Raw genomic sequence first — 18,886 nt, 5'->3', positions numbered from 1 at the left:
GGTACCTCGCTACTTCTTCGCAGGGGGACGTTCGACGAAGACGCGGACGTCCCACGGGCCGAGGCTCAGGGCCATCCCCGTCGGCACGCTCGTGCCGTCGAGCAGGTCGGACAGCGGCGCGGGCGCGGTCACGTGGGTGGGGTTCCAGCTCCAGTTGTGGACGACGTGCACCCGGCGGCCGTCGGGCGCGGTCCCGGTGGTCGCGGTCACGGACTCCGGCAGGTTCGGCCACGCGTGCGCCGGCAACGGCACCAGCCAGCGGGCCAGCGCCCGGCCGGACGCGGCGTCCGGGACCGTGCCGACGCAGGTGACCCGGCCGGCCCCCTCCTGCCGGGTCGTGACGGCCGGCCAGCGGCCGAAGTGCGGGTGGTCGTACTCGGCGAGCACTTGCGCGTCGAGGACCGTCAGGCCGTCGACCCAGCGCGTCGCCGCCGCGTCCGCCGGCAGTTCCAGGGGGCTGCCCGGAACCGGCTTGAGCGGGACGTCCTCGCCGAGGTTGCTGAACTCGTCGTACCAGACGCCGGCGGCGTCGACGAGCCGCCCGGGCGCCGGTTCGTGCCGCGCCCGCCCTTCGTGGTCGGCGTAGGCGGTCCGGGGGCCGAGGACGAGGTGCCCGCCTGCGCGGGCGTAGGCGGCCAGCCAGTCCACCGTGCTGTCCGCGGCCAGGTAGAGCGCGGGGACGACCAGGACGGGGTGACGTCGGGCGGCATCTTCGGGCGCGACACCTTCTCGTTCCCCGCGCGGATCGTGTAGCTGTCTGATGTGGACGATCCGGACCTGACGCCCCGCGTCGAAGGCGCCCCGGTAGAACGGGTCGAAGAACCGGTGGTACGACGTGGCGTCCGGCTCACCGTCCGGTGTGGACAGTGCGGGGTACTTCTGCATCAGCCACTTGCTCGGCGTCGAGTAGACCATCGTGATGTCCGCGTCCGGCTCGAGCCCGGCGACCGTGGCGCCGGCCAGCTCGAACTCCTCGCCGAGGCGGGCCAGTTCGGCGTAGGTGCGGCCGGGCCGTCCGCTGTGCGGCAGGATGCCGCCCCAGTAGGTCTCGGCGCCGAAGTGCAGCGTGTGCCAGTGCCAGTACTCGATCATCCGGGCCCCGCGCGCGACGAGCGCCCAGGCGGCCTGCCGCCACTGGCCGTCGAACGCGGGCCGGTTGTCCCAGGTCTGGCCGATGTGCATCGCGTTCGTCTCGGTGACCAGGAACGGGGCCTGGCGCGAGGAGAACATCCAGTCCGCGGTCTGGTACAGCGCCCAGACGCCGGTGGTCTTCCACTTCTGCTCGTGGCCCGCCGGGGCCGGGTCCGGCAGCGCGAGCCCGTCCTGCATGACGTAGTACGGGTTGCCCGAGGCGATGTCGAGGCTGTCGGTGAGCTCGTCGTCCTCGACCGCCGGCCGCGTGTAGGAGATGCAGGTGGTGACGAACTGCCCGGGACGCGCGTACCCGCGCACGATTTCGGCCTGCCAGGCGATGAACTCGGTGGTCTGGCGGGCCTGGAACTCCCGCCAGGCGACGTCGTACTGCGGCTGGACGTTGCCGTCCGGGGTCCACAGGTCGGCCCACGTCGAGAGCCGGTGCGACCAGTAGACCAGGCCCCACTCGCGGTTGAGCGTCTCGACGTCGCCGTACTTCGCGCGCAGGTGGTCGACGAACCGCTGGAAGACGCCGTGGTTGTGGAACAGCTCCAGCCCCGGCTCGTTGTCCACCTGGAAGCCGATGACCGCCGGGTGTTCCGCGTAGCGGGCGAGGATCTTGTGGATCACCCGCTCGGCGTGGAACCGGAACGCCGGGTGGGTGAAGTCGACCTCCTGGCGGGCGCCCCAGCCGATCCGCTGCCCGGTGGCCCGTTCGCCGGTGATCTCCGGGTACTGCCGGGCCAGCCACGGCGGGACGGCATAGGTCGGCGTCCCGAGCACCACGGAGATCCCGCGCTCGTGGGCGCCGTCGAGGACCGGCTGCAGCCAGTCCACGTCGAACCGGCCGTTTTCGGGCTCCCAGGTGGACCAGACCGACTCGCCGACGCGGATGACGCTGAACTTCGCCTCGGCCATCAGGTCGAGGTCGGTCTTGAGCCGCTCGTAGGGCTGGTACTCGTGGTAGTACGCGGCACCGAACAGGACACGGGCGGGCAGGTCCGCCATGGTGCAACCTCCAGGAAGGATCGATGTCACTGCTTGACGGCGCCGGCGGCGAGCCCGCTCTGCCAGTACCGCTGCAGGAACAGGAAAGCCACGACGAGCGGGATGATCGAGAGCAGGGAGCCGGTCAGGACCAGCGGCAGCATCTCGCCACTCGCGCCGGCGCCGCCGTTCTGGGCCTGCTCCGCCCAGAAGGCGAGCCCGAGGGTGACCGGGTACAGGCGCTGGTCGTTGAGCATGATCAGCGGCAGGAAGTAGTTGTTCCAGGTGGCGACCAGCGTGAAGAGCACGACGGTGACCAGCCCCGGGGCCAGCATCCGCAACCCGATCCGGAAGAAGATCCGCGCCTCCCCCGCGCCGTCGATCCGGGCGGCCTCGATGATGCTGTCCGGGACGGCGTCCTGGGCGTAGATCCGCATCAGGTAGAGCCCGAACGGGTTGACCAGCGACGGCAGGATCACCGCCCACGGCGTGTTGACCAGGCCCACCTGGGAGAACAAAAGGTAGGTCGGGATCGCCAGCGCCGTCGCGGGCACCATCACCGCGCCGAGCACGAGGTTGAACCCGGCGCCGTGGCCGCGGAAGCGGTACTTCGCGAACCCGTACCCGGCGGCCGCGGCGAGCAGCGCGGCGCCGAGCGCGCTGACCACGGCGTAGCCGATCGTGTTCAGCAGCCAGCGCAGGAAGATCCCGTCCTCGTGCGTCAGCGTGTCCCCGATGTTGGTGAACAGCTGTGGCACCTTGGAGAACCACAGCCCGAACGACGTGAACAGGTCCTGCGTGCTCTTCGTCGAGGCGACGACGAGCCAGAACAGCGGCAGCAGGAAGTAGGCCAGCGCGGCGAGCATGGCGACGGTCAGCGGGACGTTGCGACGGCGGGCCGGTCGGTGGGTCATGCCGCGGCCCTCCGGCTCCGGCGGTTGGCGGTGATCAGGATCGTGTACGAGATGACGACGATGACCAGGCCCAGCAGGAACGACACGGTGGCCGCGTAGTTGACCTGCTGGCCGGTGAAGGCCAGCGAGTACGCGTACAGGTTCGCCGTGTACCCGCTGTCGATGACGTTGGGCGCGATGGTCTTCAGCAGCTTCGGCTCGTTGAACAGCTGGAAGCTGCCGATCACGGAGAACAGCAAGGTCAGCAGCAGCGCCGGGCGCAGGGCCGGGAGCTTGATCGACCAGGCCGTGCGCCAGGCGCCGGCACCGTCCACTTCGGCCGCTTCGTACAGCTCGGCCGGAATGGTCCGCAGGGCGGCGTAGAGGATGATCATGTTGTACCCGACGAACTCCCACGTCACGACGTTCGCGAGGCTGCCGAGCATCCAGCTGTCGGTGAGGAACTTCGGCACCGGCAGGCCGAAGAACCGGCTCAGCTGCGCGAACGGCCCGTAATCCTGGCCGTAGAGGTAGCCCCACATCAGCGTCGCGACCACGCTGGGCACGGCGTACGGGACGAAGACGCCCAGCCGGACCACGCGCGAGAGCCACATCAGGCCGCTGTCGAGCGCGAGCGCGAACAGCAGCGCCAGCAGCAGCATCACCGGCACCTGGATCACGAAGAACGTCGCCACCCGCAGCACGCCCCGGAGGAACTGGGGGTCGGCGACGGCCTTGACGTAGTTGTCCAGCCCGACGAAGACCGTGCCGCCGATCAGCTTGTGCTGGAAGAAGCTGAGATAGGCGGCGTAGCCGAGCGGGGTGACGAAGAACAGCACGAACAGGACGAGGAACGGGGCGACGAACCACGGCCCGGCGGAACGGTGCTTCCGCCGCGGCCGGATCCGGTCGATCCGGTCCATTGAGGACGGTTTGGCGGCAGCGCTCGCGGTGACGGTCATCGCGCTCATCCGCCTTGGACCGTGAAGCCCTGGTTCTTGGCGAACGTCGTGATCCGCGTCTGCCACTGGTCGAGCGCGGCAACCGTGTCGGTCTTGTCGGCCAGCGACTTGCCGACGGTCTCGGTCCAGTCGGTCACCGCCTGGTCGAGGAACGGCGGCCACTGGAACGACGGGGAAACGGTGTCCCCGATCGCGCTGAAGACTTCGTTGACCTTCTGGCCGCCGTAGAACGCCGGCGCGTCGCCGGTGAAGGACGGGTCGGCGAGCAGCGCCTTGGTCGCCGGGAAGAAGAACTGCTTGGTGGTGAACATCTTCGTGGTGCCGGGGTCGGTGTTGAGGAACTGCGCGAACATCGCCGCCGCGATCGGGTTCTTCGTGCTCTTCAGGACCGCGGTCGTCGAGCCGCCCCAGTTGCCGGAGCTCGGCTTGGCCGCGTCCCACTGCGGGAGCGGCGCGGCCCGCCATTTGCCCGCGGTGGCCTTGGCCGAGCCGGACAGGAACGCCGGTCCCCACGCCGCGGTGATCCACGTGGCGTACTTGCCGTTGTTGAGCGAGGCGTACCAGGAGTCGGTGAAGTCCGTCTCGGTCCCGATGACGCCTTCCTTGGCCAGCCCGCCCCAGTAGCCGGCGAGCTTCTTGGCCGGGGCACTATTGACGGCGACCGTGATGTCGCTCTTGCCGGACAGCGCATACGGCTTGTCCCCGGCCTGCCACAGCAGGCCGTGCCAGGCCGCGGCCTGGTTCGCGGCGAGGTTGGTCAGGTAGACGTCCGGCGCGGCGGCGTGCAGTTTCCGCGCCGCGGCCGCGAACTCGTCCCACGTCTTCGGCACGGTGATGCCGTACTGATCGAAGATGTCCTGGCGGTACAGCAGGCCCATCGGGCCGGTGTCCTGCGGGATCGCGAAGACCTCGCCGTTCGGCCCGCTGACCTGGGCCCACGTCCAGTCGACGAACTTGGCCTTCAGCGCATCGGCGCCATACGGCCGCAGGTCGAGCAGGCTGTCCAGGACCGTGAAGGTCGGGAGGTACTGGAACTCGACCTGCGCCACGTCGGGCGCGCCGGTGCCGGCCTGCAGCGCGGTCCGCAGTTTCGTGTACTGCGGCGTCCCCTGGCCGGCGTTCTGCACCTTGACCTTGATCGCCGGGTACTTCTGCTGGAACAGGGCGACCTCCTGCTCGATTTCCGGGGCCCAGCTCCAGAAGACCAGTTCGGTGGGCGTCGACATCGCTTTGTCGATGTCGGCCTGGCTCACCCGTTCGGCGGCGGGTGCGGCGCTTCCCCCACTGCCGGTGCACGCGGCCAGTGCGGCGCCGAGCGACACCGCGCCGGCGGCGGCGAGGAAGGTCCGGCGGCTGAGGGCGCGGTTCGGGACGAGTTCGGGCATGACGGAACTCCAGGTGGATGAGCACGGCGTGCCGGACACGCCGCGAAATCGAGCGAAGGCGGGGAAACGGTGGAGGGGAGCCGGGCGGTCGGCCCGGGTTCACTCCCGAGCGGGAATCGCGGTCCGCTCGTGCCCGGAGGTCGTCCGGGACCGCGGCGGGGCGGTGGAGGAGCGGACGAGGATTTCGATCGGCGGCTGCCCGGGATCGAGATCGCCCGCTCGCGGCTGTTCGATGGCGTGCACGAGCAGGCGCAGTCCCGTGGAAGCCATCTCGTCGAACGGCTGCCGCACGGTGGTCAGCGGCGGGGTCACGTAGGCGGAGATGGGGGTGTCGTCGAAGCCGACGACGCTGACGTCCCCGGGAACCCGCTTGCCCGCGTCGAGCAGCGCGCGGATCAGCCCGATGGCCATGTCGTCGTTGGCCGCGAAGACCGCGGTGACGTCGTCGCCGGCCAGCGCCTTCCCGGCGGCGTGGCCCGACCGGGCCGACCAGTCCCCGTCGACGACCGGCGGCTCCACCGCGCCGCGGGCCCGCAGCGCCTTGCGCCAGCCCTCGGCGCGGTCCCGGGCCGCGTACCACCGCCGCGGCCCCGCGATGTGGTGGACGGTTTCGTGCCCGAGGTCGAGCAGGTGGTCCGTGGCGAGCCGGGCCAGCTCTTCCGAGACCACCCCCGCGGTGATGATCCGCGGGGCGTCCAGCGACGGCGGGGCCCCGAACACCAGGACCGGGACGTCGACCTGCAGGGAAAGCGGTCCCTCGTCGATCGGCTCGGAGAGGACGATCCCGTCGACACCCTGCTCGAGCAGCGACTCGACGGCGCCGGCGACACCCGACGGGTCGCCCTCGAGTGTGCTGACCACGCGCAGCGCGTAACCGGCGTTCTGCACCGCCCGCTCGATGCCCACGAGCAGGGACGCGGGTCCGTAGAGCCCCGTCCCGAGCGTCACCACCCCGATCGACCGGGTGCGGCCGGACGCCAGCGCCCTGGCCGCGTTGTTGGGCCGGTAGCCGATCTCCTCCGCCGCGGCCTGCACGCGGCGGCGCACGTCGGCGGACACGTACTGCTCGTTGTTGAAGACGCGGGAAACGGTCTTCTGCGAGACGCCGGCGGCCAAGGCCACGTCCTTGCTGCTGGGTGCGGACGTGTTCCCGCTCCGGCTCGATCGCGTCATTGCTTCTCCCGGTCCTCGCTCGCCCGGCGTCATGCCTGGTGAGCCGTGTGACTGCGCTGACATGTCTACGCAGTCACAACCCCGCCCGTCAAGACCCCGACGAGATAACGAATCGGCTCACGCTTGACAAGTACTCCTCCGAGCCTCCATGGTTCATTACATGAGTAATGAACCGACGAACCGCACCGCGCGGTGGTCGGCGTGAAGGACGACGGGCGGCCGCTGTTCCTCCGGATCGCCGAGCAGATCGAGAACTCGATCGTCGACGGGAGCCTGGCCGCGGACACGCAGGTGCCCTCCACCAACGAGCTCGCGGCCTTTCACCGGATCAACCCGGCGACCGCGGCCAAGGGCATCAACCAGCTAGTCGCCGACGGGATCCTCTACAAGAGACGAGGCATCGGCATGTTCGTCGCCACGGATGCGCGCGCGCAGCTGCTCGATCGGCGGCGCCGGGACTTCGCGCGGCAGTACGTCGCCCCGCTGATGGCGGAGGCGGGCAAGCTCGGCATGGACGCCGAGGAGATCAAGAAGCTGATCGACGTCTGGGAGCCGCAGCGATGAACGTGGTGCGCACGACCGGGGTGACCAAGCGCTTCGGCGCCCTCGCCGCCCTCGACGGGGTGAGCCTGGAGCTCGCCGAGAACTCCATCCACGGCCTGCTGGGGCGCAACGGCGCCGGCAAGACCACCCTGATGAAGATCCTCACCGGGCAGGACTTCGCGACGAGCGGCACGGTGGAGGTCTTCGGGCAGCACCCGTGCGAGAACGCCGGTGTGCTTTCGCGGGTCTGCTTCGTCAAGGAAAGCCAGCACTACCCGGAAAAGTTCCGGGTGAAGCACGCGCTGCGGGCCGCGGAACTGTGCTACCCGAACTGGGACGGCTCCTACGCCGCGGCGCTGCTGGCGGACTTCGCCGTCCCGGCCGGTCGGCTGCTCCGCAAGCTCTCGCGCGGCCAGCTTTCGGCCGTCGGCGTGATCATCGGGCTGGCTTCGCGGGCGCCGCTGACCTTGTTCGACGAGCCGTACCTCGGTCTCGACGCCGTCGCGCGCCAGCTGTTCTACGACCGGCTGCTCGCCGACTACGCCGAACACCCGCGCACGATCGTGCTCTCCACGCACCTGATCGACGAGGTCGGCGACCTCATCGACCACGTCGTGCTGCTCGACCGCGGCCAGGTGCTCATCGACGCCGACGCCGAGTCGCTGCGGGGCGAGGCCGTCGCGGTCACCGGGCCCGCCGACGCCGTCGAGCGCTTCGCCGCCGGATACGAAGAACTGCACCGCGAACGGATCGGAAGCTCGCTGCGCGTCACCCTCACCGGCGCGCCGGACCGGGCCGGCCCCGGGCTGGACTTCGAGCCGGTTTCCCTGCAGCAGCTGGTCGTCCGCACCACCCAACGCCACGGCGGGCCGGTCGCCGCCGGAAAGGAACCCCGATGACACGCGTGCTCGACGTCGCGCGCATCCAGCTGGTCAACTGGCCGGCCCTGCTCGCCTACCCGCTGGCCATCGTGGTCGCGATGCCCCTGCTGGGCCTGGGCATCGACCTCGCCAACGGCGAGGCCGCCACCGGACCGCACGAGATCTTCCTCCTGCCGGTGCTCTGCGGGATGGCCGCACCCGCGCACCTGCAGACCATGACCCAGGTCTTCCCCTTCACCCTCGGGCTGGGGGTGACGCGCCGGAAGTTCGCCGCGGCGACGGCACTGGTCGTCACGGCACAGGCGCTGCTGCTGGCGTTGGTGCTGGTGGCGTTCGACGCCGTCGAGCGGCTGACCGGCGGCTGGGGCCGGGAAGCCCGGATCTTCGGGCTCGGCGCCCTGCGCCAGGACGGCCCGCTCACGCAGTGGGCGGCCTACACCGGGCCGATCGTCGCCACGTCGGCGATCTTCGTGCTGGCGGGCGTGGTTTTCCAGCGCTGGCGGCAAACCGGGATCTACCTCGCGGTCATCGGCGGCGCCGCGGTGCTGGCCGGAATGAAGGTCCTCGTGACGGCCCAGCACTGGTGGCCCCCGATCGCGGGTTTCCTCGGCGACCAGCCGTCGCTCACGCTGTTCGCCGCCATTCCGCTCGTGCTCGCGCTGGCGTTCGGCGGCGCGGCCTGGCTGATGCTCCGCCGCGCGACGACTTGACGGGCGCCTGAAAGTTTCACACGGTTGTTGGACTCCGGGGAACGGTGACGCAAGAATCTCCTTCAGCCAAGGCGAAGGAGAGGCACGTGCGTCCTGTCCATTCCAAGCGTCGCGGCGGAGCCCGGCGCCTGATCCGCGTCGCCCGTGCCGTCGTGCTTTCCGCGGTGCTCACGCTCGCGGCGGTCGTCCTGCCCGGCACCGCCCACGCCGCCGGGACGATCTGTTCGAGCCAGACCGGCAACAGCAACGGTTACTACTTCTCGTTCTGGACCGCCGGCGGCGGATCCGCCTGCATGACCCTCGGTTCCGGGGGCAACTACAGCACGAGCTGGAGCAACGTCAACAACTTCGTCGCCGGCACCGGCTGGGCCAACGGCAGCCGCATGGCGGTGAACTACTCCGGTTCCTTCAACCCCTCCGGCAACAGCTACCTGTCGCTCTACGGCTGGACGTCCAACCCGCTCGTCGAGTACTACATCGTCGACAACTGGGGCAGCTACCGGCCGACCGGGACCTACAAGGGCACCGTGACCAGCGACGGCGGCACCTACGACATCTACGAAACGACCCGCTACAACGCGCCCTCCGTCGAAGGGAACAAGACCTTCAACCAGTACTGGAGCGTGCGGCAGCAGCGCCGGACCGGCGGCACCATCACCACCGGCAACCACTTCGACGCGTGGGCCCGCGCCGGCATGCCGCTCGGCAGCTTCAGCTACTACATGATCCTCGCGACCGAGGGCTACCAGAGCAGCGGCAACTCGAACATCGTCCTCGGTGGGGGCAGCGACAACGGCACGACGGGCGCCCTGCGCGCGGCGGGCGCGGGCAAGTGCCTCGACGTGCCGAACTCCTCGACGACGCCGGGCGCGCAGCTGCAGATCTACTCCTGCTGGGGTGGCGCCAACCAGACCTGGACCCGGACCTCGTCGGGTCAGCTGACCGCCACCATGAACGGCACCACCCTCTGCCTGGACGCCTACAACAAGCAGACCAGCCCCGGCACCAAGGTCGAGACGTGGTCCTGCAACGGCGGTACCAACCAGCAGTGGACCGTCAATTCGAACGGCACCGTCACCGGAGTCCAATCAGGACTCTGCCTCGAGGTGACCGGTGGTTCCACGGCCGACGGCGCGCTCGTCGACCTCGGCACCTGCAACGGACAGAGCAACCAGCGCTGGACCCTCGGGTAAGACGGCCGGCACCACCGACACCACGGAGATCCGATGTCCTTGCTCCTCCGGCGGCGGGCACGCCTCGCCGCCGCTGCCCTGCTCGCCGCCACGACGACCGCGGCCACGCTCGTCCCGGCCGCGTGGGCGGCCCCGCCGCCTTCGGCCGCGCTGCCGGTCTACCGCGACACGCACTACAGCTTCGCCGAACGGGCCGCGGACCTCGTCTCGCGCATGACGCTCGGCGAAAAGGTGCTGCAGCTGCGCACCAACAGCGCGCCGGCCATTCCGCGGCTGGGCGTGCAGCAGTACACGTACTGGAGTGAGGGCCAGCACGGGCTCAACACGCTCGGCGCGAACACCGACCACGGCACGGCGACCGGCGGGGTGCACGCCACCAGCTTCCCGACCAACCTGGCGAGCTCGATGTCCTGGGACGCGGGCCTGATCCACCAGGAGACCACGGCGATCTCCGACGAGGCCCGCGGCATGCTGGACAAGTCGCTGTGGGGCGTGGCGCAGAACAACATCGGCCCGGACAAGAACAACTACGGGTCGCTGACCTACTGGGCGCCGACGGTGAACCTGGACCGCGACCCGCGGTGGGGCCGCACCGACGAAGGGTTCGGCGAAGACCCTTACTTCGTCTCGAAGATGGCCGGCGCGTTCGTGAACGGCTACCAGGGCCAGACCGCCTCCGGCCGGCCGACGACGCCCTACCTCAAGGTCGCGGCCACGGCCAAGCACTACGCGCTCAACAACGTCGAGAACGACCGGCACGCGGACTCCTCGGACACCACCGAGGCCAACCTCCGCGACTACTACACCGCGCAGTTCCGGCACCTGATCCAGGACGCGCACGTGTCCGGCCTGATGACGTCGTACAACGCGATCAACGGCACGCCGTCGCCCGCCGACACGTACACGGCGAACGAGCTGGCCCAGCGTACCTACGGCTTCGACGGCTACACCACGTCCGACTGCGGCGCGGTCGGCGACGTCTACGCGCCGGGCAGCCACAACTGGGCGCCACCGGGCTGGACCACGGCCACCGCCAACGCCGGAACGCAGTGGACGAACACCGCGACCGGGCAGCAGGTCTCCGGCGCCGCCGGTGGCCAGGCGTACGCGCTGCGCGCGGGCACCCAGCTCAACTGCACCGGCACGGAAGCCACCGTGGCCAACATCCAGGAGGCCATCAAGGCCGGGGTGCTGTCCGAGGGCGTGCTCGACAACGCGCTGGTGCACGTGTTCACGACGCGCATGCAGACCGGCGAGTTCGACCCGCCGGACCGGGTCGCCTACACGAAGATCACCAAGGACGTCATCCAGAGCGCCGAGCACCAGGCACTGGCCGAGAAGGTCGCCGCCAACTCGCTGGTCCTGCTGAAGAACGACGCGGTCCCCGGCACCGCCGCGCCGCTGCTGCCCGCCGACCCGGCGAAGCTCGGCTCCGTGGTCGTCGTCGGCGACCTCGCGGGCAAGGTCACCCTCGGCGGCTACTCCGGCGAACCCGCGCTGCAGGTGAACGCGGTCCAGGGCATCACGACCGCGGTCAAGGCGGCCAACCCGGCCGCCACGGTCACGTTCGACGCGTGCGGCACCTCCACCGGCACGACGACGGCGGCGACCTGCTCGGCGGAGACGCTCTCCGCGATCAAGACCGCCGATCTGGTCGTGGTGGTCGCCGGGACGGACGGGAACGTGGCCACCGAGGGCCGGGACCGCACGAGCATCGCCATGCCGGGCAACTACGACTCCCTGCTCGACCAGGTCAAGGCGGCCGGCAACCCGCGGACCGCGCTGGCCGTCCAGTCCGGCGGCGCCGTTTCCCTCGCCCACGCCAAGGACGGTTTCCCGGGCATCGTGTTCAGCGGCTACAACGGGGAAAGCCAGGGCACCGCGCTGGCCGACGTCCTGTTCGGCAAGCAGAACCCCAGCGGGCACCTGAACTTCACCTGGTACGCCGACGACACGCAGCTGCCGGACATGAAGAACTACGGGCTGACGCCGTCGCAGACCGGCGGCCTCGGCCGCACCTACCAGTACTTCACCGGCACACCGGCGTACCCGTTCGGGTACGGCCTGTCCTACACGAAGTTCGCCTACTCGCACGTGCACGCCGACACCAGGAGCGTCGACGCCGACGGGCGGGTGACCGTGCACGTGGACGTGACCAACACCGGCAGCACGCCCGGTGCCACCGTCGCCCAGCTCTACGCCGCCACGGCGTTCGGCGTGCCCGGGGTGGAGCTGCCGCGCCAGCGCCTGGCCGGCTTCGAGAAGACGGGCGTGCTGGCGCCCGGACGGACCCAGCACCTGGCCATCCCGGTGCGGATCGGCGACCTGGCGTTCTGGGACGAGGGCAAGCACCGCGAGGTCGTCTACAACGGTGCCTACCGGTTCGGGGTGGGTGCCGACGCCGGCCACCTCGCCGGCACCGCCACGGTGGCCGTCACCGGAACCGTCAAGCCGAAGACCCAGTACGTGACCGTGCAGCCCGGCCAGGTGGTGTTCGCACCGGGCCAGACCCTCGACCTGACCGCCAAGAACCCCTGGATCGCCGACGACACCGCCCAGGCCGCGCAGCACGTGCCGGCCGACCGCGTCGTCGAGGCCGTGAACAACGACCAGTCCTTTGTGGACCTGGGGCGCAAACGGGTCGGCTACCGCAGCAGCGACCCGCGCGTGGCCCAGGTGAGCCGGACCGGCAAGGTGACCATGGTGGCGCCCGGCGTCGCGACCATCAGCGTCACGGTCGACGGGGTCACCGGCACCACGCCCGTGGTCGTCGAGCAACCGTTCTCGCTCAGCGCACCGGCGCAGGTGCAGGCGGGCACGACCTACCCCGTCACCACCACGCTGCCGAACCCGGCCGGGGCCCGGCCGTTGCGGGACGTGACGATGACGCTGTCCGTGCCCAGCGGCTGGACCGTGAAGGCCACCTCGCCGGCCACCTTCCCGGTCGTGCCGGCCGGCCGGACCGTCAGCACCACCTGGGAGGTCGGCGTCCCGGCCTCGGCGCAACCCGGAAAGTTCGACGTGTCGGCGCAGGCCACGTTCACCTCGGTGAACGGGCCGGGGAACTCGGTGGACGCGACCACCGTGCTGCTGCCGCATCCGCCGTACCCGTCGTTCCCCGCGGCGTACAACAACGTGGGCATCAGCGACGACGCCACGCCCGGCGCGGGCAACTTCGACGGCGGCAACGCCAGCTTCTCCGCGCAGGCACTGGCCGCCGCGACGCCCAGCCTCACGCCGGGGGCGACGTTCACCCACGACGGGCTGACGTTCACCTGGCCGGACGCGCAGCCCGGCAGCCCGGACAACGTGGTCGCCGGCGGGGCGGGCGGCGGCCAGACCATCGCGATCTCCGGCTCCGGGCACACTCTCGGCCTGATCGGCGCCGGCGACTACGGCAGCCCGAGCGGCACCGCGACGGTGACCTACACCGACGGCACCACCGAGTCCCACACCGTCAGCTTCGCGGACTGGTGGGCCAACGCGGCGACCGGCGGCGACATTCTCACCACCCTCCCGTACCTCAACAACAGCAACGGACGGCTGGACCAGCGGGTGAGCCTGTACTACGCGCCGATACCGCTGCAGCCGGGCAAGACGGTGAAGTACGTGACGCTGCCGGACGTCAGCGACGGCGCGCCGATGGGCACGGCGGCGATGCACATCTTCACCCTGGCCATCGGCTGAGGTCGTGAGTGGCAAGGCGGGTGAGAACCCGCCTTGCCACTCACGACCCCCACGGCGCCGGTGGGCTTCAGTCCGTCAAGGCCGGGAGGCCGCGGCCAGCCGCTGGTACTCGGCCCGCGTCACCGGCAGGACCGTGCCGTGCCGGGGCTTGCCGGGCAGCTGCGCGTCCGCCACCGGCTGCCAGTCGCCCGAAGCCAGGTCCGTGGTCTCGAACGGTTTGTAGCCCTTGCCGCCGTACTCGTCGATGAACAGGTACCACCGCTTCCCGGTGTTCGACCGGAACACCAGCGGGCCTTCGCCGCCGACGATCGCGCCCTGGCCGACGCACTCCTTCACCAGGTCGTAGCTGCGGCTGGTGAGCACCTTGGACTTCTCCTCGGTGATGTACCGGCCGCACGGCGTCGAGCCACCGCCGCCGGGGCCCCGGTCGTCCTGGGAGAACCGGTAGTACTCGCCGTCGTGCCGGATCACCGTGGAGTCGATCACCGAATGCCCCGGGTCGAACCACGGCTTCGGCTCGCTGAACGTCCGGAAGTCGCGGGTGGTCGCGGACATGATCCGGTTGTACGACGTCGTGGTGTGACCGGGGTCGTCGGCCGGGTAGATCGTGGACGCCCAGAACACCACGTACGCGCCGCGCATGGGGTCGTAGAACGCCTCCGGCGCCCAGACGTTGCCCGCCGTCTCCGGCGCGACCTGGACCAGGAGCAGGTCTACCTCGCCCTGAGCCAGGGCAACGACCCGCTGCGGTGGCGGGAACCCGGCGGCTACCCGGCGGGTGGGCTCCCGCCGGGCCGGCCGGAGCCACCAGTCCCCCGGCGATCAGCAGTGCCGAAACGATGGTCCGGAACCCGCGCATGCGTTCCCTCCTCGGTCCGCATTTTCGTCCATTGTGGACAAGACGGTCAGGCCGGGACCAGCTGCCACTGCTGGTTCGCGCCGCCCGTGGCGTTCCACTGCACGACCTTCGCCCCGTCGCCGGTGTCAAAGCCGTACACGTCCGCCACCAGCCCGCTGTCGTGGCTGACGATCGTGTAGTAGCCGTCCCCGGTGGACCGCAGGTACCACTGCTGGTTGGTGGCACCGGTGGCGGTCCACTGCTGCAGCTGCAGCCCCACCGTGGTGGAGAAGGCGTTGACGTCGAGCGCCTTGCCGGTGCCGGTGTTGCGCAGGGTGTACCCGCCTCCGACGGCGCCGAGCGTCCAGGCGGCGGCACCGCTTTGCTGGACCACCGGCGCGCCGTCGGCCGCCGACCCGCCCGCCACGGCGAGCGGTTTTCCGCTGTTGCGGTTGATGATCCGGTAGTTCGTGCCGGCCACGGGCTGGTCGGTGACCTCGAACCGGTCGACGGTGACCCAGTCGTGCGCCGCCCCGGTCCGCTGCGTGCCGGTGACCCGTACGCGGATCGTGTGCTTGCCGGACACCAGCCGGGGACTCGTCCACACCGCGACGTCGCCCGTGCGCGCCGCGGAGTACTCGTCGACGAGCGTCTCGGCGCCGCCGTCGACGGACACGCCCGCGATGCCGTGCTCGGGGGCCGTGACGGCGCGCAGCGTGACTCCGGTGCCGGTGAAGCCGAACGTCGCCGTGTCACCCGTGACGTCGCTGTAGGAGTTGGTTCCGGCGTACGTGCCCGGCTCGCCGGTCGCGTGCCCCCAGCTGCCGCTGTAGGTCACCGCGGTGCTCGCATCGTCCACAGTGGACGTCGGCGAGCCGAGGCCGAAGAACTGGACGTTGTCGCTGAACGTCGTGCTGCCCGACTTCGTCGTGGTCAGCTGCAGGTACACCCGCGTGCCACTGGCCGGGGTGGTGAACGAAACGGGACGCGTGACGCGGGAGCCGAGCGGAATGGTGAGGTTCTCGGTGCCGGAGGCGACGACCGGGCCGTCCGGCCGGTCGAGCCGGGCCGTCCAGGAGAAGCCGACGGCGGTGCCGCCGAGGTCGTCGTTGAACACGGTGACGTTCCGGGTCACGGCGCTGGTGTACGGGTAGGAGTCCGCCGACTGCGCGAGCGGGAAGGTGCCGTTCGCGTCGGACGCACCGGAAGCCGCCCAGTAGGGCAGGTCGATCGCGGCGACCGGGTTGAACGCGGCCTGGATGCGCTGGATCTGCGGGTTGCTCCACGGGTCGGCCAGGTTGTCCGCGCCGTAGATCGGGTGGCCGCCCTCCTCCGGGGTGAAGTCGGTGGTCCGCACCCCGGGCACGAACCCGGTCCAGCCGGACAGCAGCGTGTAGGGCCGCAGGTCGGCGGCGTCCTTGCCGCGCTTGGCCGCCGTGGCCGTGGCGAACCACTCGAAGCCCTGCTTGGTGTTGCACGCCGGCCAGATGAACTCGCCCTCGCCATCCGGCCTGCCGGTCACCGGCTGCAGGCGGTCGCCGTACTTGCCCAGGCCGTCGAGGTAGTGCCCGAAAGTGGCGAAGTTGGCGTACGTGATGCCCGGGTAGGGGTTCGCCGGCTGCCCCGGACCCGAGTCGACGCTGATCGGCCGGGTGCCGTCGGCGCCGTTCATCGCGGCGTAGAGGTCCTTCTCGAACTGCTCGGAGTCGAAGCCGGACAGGTCCGGTTCGTTGGACTGGCTCCAGCGGACGACGGCGGCGTGGTTGCGGTCGCGCAGGGTCAGCGCGCGGACGTGGTCCACCATGTTGTCGTGCCCGGCGACGAAGTCCTGCAGGCCGTTCGAGCCGCGGATGCCGGACTCGTCGATGATCATCAGGCCCAGCTCATCGGCGACGTCGAGCATGTACGGGCTGGCCGGCTCCTGGTGGACGCGGACCACGTTGTAGTTGAGCCGCTGGTAGTTGTCGACCGCCTGCGGCCAGCCGCCGTTGCCCGCCGAAGGCGGCAGGAAGCCGGGCAGGGTGTCGTAGGCGTCGCCCTTGCCGCCGTTGTCGATCCGGTCGAAGTCGGCGCCCTGCAGGTTGTCGCCGCGCAGGTTCACGCGCACGCCGTTGAGGTAGTAGTACTCGCCGTTCTGGGTGCTTTCCCGGAAGCCGAACCGGTAGCTCGCGTCACTGGTGTGGCCGTCGTCGGTCGCCGCGTGCACCGAGAGCCGGTGCAGCTGCGCCCGGTAACCCGCCCGGTAGGGCACGTTCGGCCACCAGTAGGAGGCGGCACCGGCCGTCCACGCGACCGGGCCGACGGTGACCGTCGCCGTCGAGTGCGCGGCCACCGTGACCGTCCGGCCCGGCAACGCCGGATAGCTGAAGGAAGCGCCGTTGTCGGAGGCGAGCGCACCGGTCAGCGTCACCGACCGCGCGCTGCCGGAGGTGTTGGCCACCGACACGTCGTAGCTGAGCGTCTGGTTCGCCACGGACGGGCGGACGAACGTGTCGCTGACGTACACGGCCGGGTACACCCGCAGGGTCGCGGACCGGTAGATGCCCTGCGGAACCGCCTCCGACCACTCGGCGGCGTCGGGCACGACGTACTTGCCGTTCGCCGGGTTCTTCAGCGCCCCACGGCCTTTCACGTCGACGCTGATCGTGTGCGTGGTGCCGGGCGCGGCGTAGGCGCTGATGTCGAAGTTCGAGGGCGTGAAGGCGGTGGTCCGGGTGGCCACCACCCGGCCGTCGACCGACAGCGTCGCCTGGTGGTTCACCGCGCCGAACTCGATCCACGCCGACTGCGGCTGCCCGGAGTCCGGCACGGTGACCGTGCGGGAGTACACCGCCTCCGACACGTCGGTGAAGCCCTGCTTGTACCACCCGCCGCCGGGCACGGTGATCGACGTGGCCGCCTTTCCGGCCGGGGTGAAGCTCCACTGACCGGCGAGGTCCACCGAGGCGAGCGCGGCGTTGCCCGCGGCGACGCCGTCGGGGGCCGGTGCCGTGGCGGCCGTCGAAGGTGTCGACGCCGTGGCGGCCGGCGGCACCGCCACCGCGGCGGCGGTCACCATCGCGGCGGCCATCGACAATTTCGTGAAGCGACGGAACGGCGAACTGGGCTGACGCATGGGACCGGTCCCCTCTTCGATGACGGGCGAGCGGAATGTTAGCGCTCACATTCGGCGGGGGGAAGAGGTCGTTCAGCATCACTGAGAGCGACCCCGCACGGTCCACAGCCGGGCCGATGGGCGGGGCTTCGGCAATGCTCGGCCGCGCCCACTGTCCACTGAGTACAGGTGACGGATGCGAGACCCCTGCGAACCCGGGCGTCCCGGCTCGCCCGAGGTCCACGGCTCAGCGCGTGCCGAGCCTTCGCCGGGCGGCGGCCGCCGCCGCGAGGCCGTGGAGGACCGTCCGGGTGGTGGGGACGTCGATGCAGGCGTCGGTGATGGACTGGCCGTAGGTCAGCGGCCGGCCCGGCTGGAGGTCCTGGCGGCCGGCGCGGAGGTTGGACTCGAGCATGACTCCGACGATGCCGTGCCGTCCGCTCTCGACCTGGCCGGCGATCTCGGCCGCGACGGCGGGCTGGCGGTGGTGGTCCTTGCGGCTGTTGTCGTGGCTGGCGTCGATCACCACCCGGCCGGGCAGGCCCGCCGCCTCCAGCGCGGTCAGTGCCTTGTGGACGGACGCGGCGTCGTGGTTGGGCGCGGTGTCACCGCCGCGCAGGACGACGTGGCAGTCCGGGTTGCCCGCCGTGTGCAGGATGGCGGGCAGGCCGCCGGGGTCGACGCCGGGCAGGACGTGGCGTGCCGCGGCTGCCCGGATCGCGTCGATGGCGACGGTGATGTCGCCGTCGCGGCGGTTCTTGAAGCCGACGGGCATGGACAGGCCGCTGGCGAGCATGCGGTGGTTCTGGCTTTCCACCGTGCGGGCGCCGATGGCGCCCCACGAGACCGTGTCGGCGAAGTACGCGGGAATGGTGGTGTCCAGCCATTCGCACGCCGCGGGCAGGCCGCGTTCGGCGAGCTCCAGCAGGAGGTGCCGGGCGGTGCGCAGCCCGTGGTTGACGTCGCCGGTGCCGTCGAGGTGGGGGTCGTTGATGAGCCCCTTCCAGCCGCCGATGGTCCGGGGTTTCTCGAAGTACACGCGCATGACGACCAGCAGGTCGTCGGCGACCTCGCCGGCGAGCGCGGCGAGGTGGCCGGCGTAGTCGAGCGCCGCGGCGGGGTCGTGGATGGAGCACGGCCCGGTGATCACGAGCAGCCGGTCGTCCGTGCCGTCGAGGACGCGGACGACGGTCTCGCGGCCCTTTCGCACCGTCTCGGCCGCGGTGGCGCTGAGCGGCATTTCGTGGTGCAGCAGGGCCGGGGTGACCAGCGGGACGATCCGGTCGATGCGCTGGTTGTCGAGCTCGATCGTGGCGACGGTGTGGGTCATCGCGGCCACCCCAGCCCGGCCGTGGCCCGGCTCCCTCGCGCCGTCACAGCGAATATCGTCACCGACATCTCCGCAC

At 70.7% G+C, this 18,886-nt stretch carries 13 protein-coding genes; 5 read left to right on the top strand and 8 right to left on the bottom strand.

The genetic code is table 11. From position 1 onward, the window contains the following. Positions 1–9: 9 nt before the first annotated feature. The 5 genes from CF165_RS12845 to CF165_RS12825 form a co-directional block, all read right to left on the bottom strand. Positions 10–2,142 carry a beta-galactosidase gene (locus CF165_RS12845; RefSeq protein WP_093947721.1) on the bottom strand — a complete coding sequence of 711 codons (2,133 nt, stop codon included), beginning with the start codon at positions 2,140–2,142 and terminating at the stop codon, positions 10–12. A gap of 26 nt (positions 2,143–2,168) precedes the next feature. Then, positions 2,169–3,035, bottom strand: coding sequence for a carbohydrate ABC transporter permease (locus CF165_RS12840; protein WP_167441434.1), 867 nt, complete (start codon positions 3,033–3,035; stop codon positions 2,169–2,171). Then, positions 3,032–3,985 (bottom strand): carbohydrate ABC transporter permease, encoded by a 954-nt coding sequence (locus CF165_RS12835; protein WP_205660838.1) that lies wholly within the window; start codon positions 3,983–3,985, stop codon positions 3,032–3,034. The genes CF165_RS12840 and CF165_RS12835 overlap by 4 nt, the downstream gene beginning before the upstream one ends. Beyond that, entirely contained in the window at positions 3,982–5,361 is a 1,380-nt protein-coding gene (locus CF165_RS12830; protein ID WP_093947719.1) for an ABC transporter substrate-binding protein, read from the bottom strand. The genes CF165_RS12835 and CF165_RS12830 overlap by 4 nt, the downstream gene beginning before the upstream one ends. A gap of 99 nt (positions 5,362–5,460) precedes the next feature. Continuing rightward, positions 5,461–6,534, bottom strand: coding sequence for a LacI family DNA-binding transcriptional regulator (locus CF165_RS12825; RefSeq protein ID WP_093947718.1), 1,074 nt, complete (start codon positions 6,532–6,534; stop codon positions 5,461–5,463). A 192-nt stretch (positions 6,535–6,726) separates the two neighbouring features. Here CF165_RS12825 and CF165_RS12820 point away from each other — a divergent pair, with 192 nt between their 5' ends. From CF165_RS12820 to CF165_RS12800, 5 genes are all read left to right on the top strand, one after another. Further along, positions 6,727–7,098, top strand: a complete 372-nt coding sequence (locus tag CF165_RS12820; RefSeq protein WP_205660837.1) for a GntR family transcriptional regulator — start codon at positions 6,727–6,729, stop codon at positions 7,096–7,098. Then, entirely contained in the window at positions 7,095–7,976 is an 882-nt protein-coding gene (locus tag CF165_RS12815; RefSeq protein ID WP_093947717.1) for an ABC transporter ATP-binding protein, read from the top strand. Before CF165_RS12820 ends, CF165_RS12815 begins: the two co-directional genes overlap by 4 nt. Beyond that, positions 7,973–8,668 (top strand): hypothetical protein, encoded by a 696-nt coding sequence (locus CF165_RS12810; RefSeq protein ID WP_093947716.1) that lies wholly within the window; start codon positions 7,973–7,975, stop codon positions 8,666–8,668. Before CF165_RS12815 ends, CF165_RS12810 begins: the two co-directional genes overlap by 4 nt. An 86-nt stretch (positions 8,669–8,754) precedes the next feature. After that, a complete protein-coding gene (gene xynA, locus CF165_RS54070; protein WP_276209727.1) occupies positions 8,755–9,861 on the top strand; it encodes an endo-1,4-beta-xylanase XynA in 1,107 nt (368 codons plus the stop codon). Positions 9,862–9,894: 33 nt separating this feature from the next. Further along, complete coding sequence (locus CF165_RS12800) at positions 9,895–13,548, top strand: glycoside hydrolase family 3 C-terminal domain-containing protein (protein WP_093947715.1); 3,654 nt, start codon at positions 9,895–9,897, stop codon at positions 13,546–13,548. Between the two features lie 75 nt (positions 13,549–13,623). On the opposite strand, the gene CF165_RS12795 is transcribed toward CF165_RS12800, so the two are convergent. The 3 genes from CF165_RS12795 to CF165_RS12785 form a co-directional block, all read right to left on the bottom strand. Beyond that, positions 13,624–14,253 (bottom strand): glycoside hydrolase family 43 protein, encoded by a 630-nt coding sequence (locus tag CF165_RS12795; RefSeq protein ID WP_500676258.1) that lies wholly within the window; start codon positions 14,251–14,253, stop codon positions 13,624–13,626. A gap of 200 nt (positions 14,254–14,453) precedes the next feature. Continuing rightward, the gene (locus CF165_RS12790) at positions 14,454–17,501 is read right to left on the bottom strand and encodes an RICIN domain-containing protein (RefSeq protein ID WP_093947713.1); all 3,048 of its coding nucleotides are present in this window, start codon (positions 17,499–17,501) and stop codon (positions 14,454–14,456) included. A 226-nt stretch (positions 17,502–17,727) separates the two neighbouring features. Beyond that, positions 17,728–18,810 (bottom strand): 3-deoxy-7-phosphoheptulonate synthase, encoded by a 1,083-nt coding sequence (locus tag CF165_RS12785; protein ID WP_093947871.1) that lies wholly within the window; start codon positions 18,808–18,810, stop codon positions 17,728–17,730. Positions 18,811–18,886: the final 76 nt, after the last annotated feature.

The organism is Amycolatopsis vastitatis, from assembly GCF_002234595.1.
In the GTDB taxonomy this organism is placed as follows: Bacteria; Actinomycetota; Actinomycetes; order Mycobacteriales; family Pseudonocardiaceae; genus Amycolatopsis; species Amycolatopsis vastitatis.
Note: the sequence above shows the minus strand (reverse complement) of the source record. Positions and strands in the feature narration are given on the sequence as shown.

What these genes read in the sequence shown, in the direction of transcription:
- CF165_RS12845 (WP_093947721.1), bottom strand. Translation starts at nt 2,142, where the DNA reads ATGGCGGACCTGCCCGCCCGTGTCCTGTTCGGTGCCGCGTACTACCAC.
- CF165_RS12840 (WP_167441434.1), bottom strand. Translation starts at nt 3,035, where the DNA reads ATGACCCACCGACCGGCCCGCCGTCGCAACGTCCCGCTGACCGTCGCC.
- CF165_RS12835 (WP_205660838.1), bottom strand. Translation starts at nt 3,985, where the DNA reads ATGAGCGCGATGACCGTCACCGCGAGCGCTGCCGCCAAACCGTCCTCA.
- CF165_RS12830 (WP_093947719.1), bottom strand. Translation starts at nt 5,361, where the DNA reads ATGCCCGAACTCGTCCCGAACCGCGCCCTCAGCCGCCGGACCTTCCTC.
- CF165_RS12825 (WP_093947718.1), bottom strand. Translation starts at nt 6,534, where the DNA reads ATGACGCGATCGAGCCGGAGCGGGAACACGTCCGCACCCAGCAGCAAG.
- CF165_RS12815 (WP_093947717.1), top strand. Translation starts at nt 7,095, where the DNA reads ATGAACGTGGTGCGCACGACCGGGGTGACCAAGCGCTTCGGCGCCCTC.
- CF165_RS12810 (WP_093947716.1), top strand. Translation starts at nt 7,973, where the DNA reads ATGACACGCGTGCTCGACGTCGCGCGCATCCAGCTGGTCAACTGGCCG.
- CF165_RS12800 (WP_093947715.1), top strand. Translation starts at nt 9,895, where the DNA reads ATGTCCTTGCTCCTCCGGCGGCGGGCACGCCTCGCCGCCGCTGCCCTG.
- CF165_RS12790 (WP_093947713.1), bottom strand. Translation starts at nt 17,501, where the DNA reads ATGCGTCAGCCCAGTTCGCCGTTCCGTCGCTTCACGAAATTGTCGATG.
- CF165_RS12785 (WP_093947871.1), bottom strand. Translation starts at nt 18,810, where the DNA reads ATGACCCACACCGTCGCCACGATCGAGCTCGACAACCAGCGCATCGAC.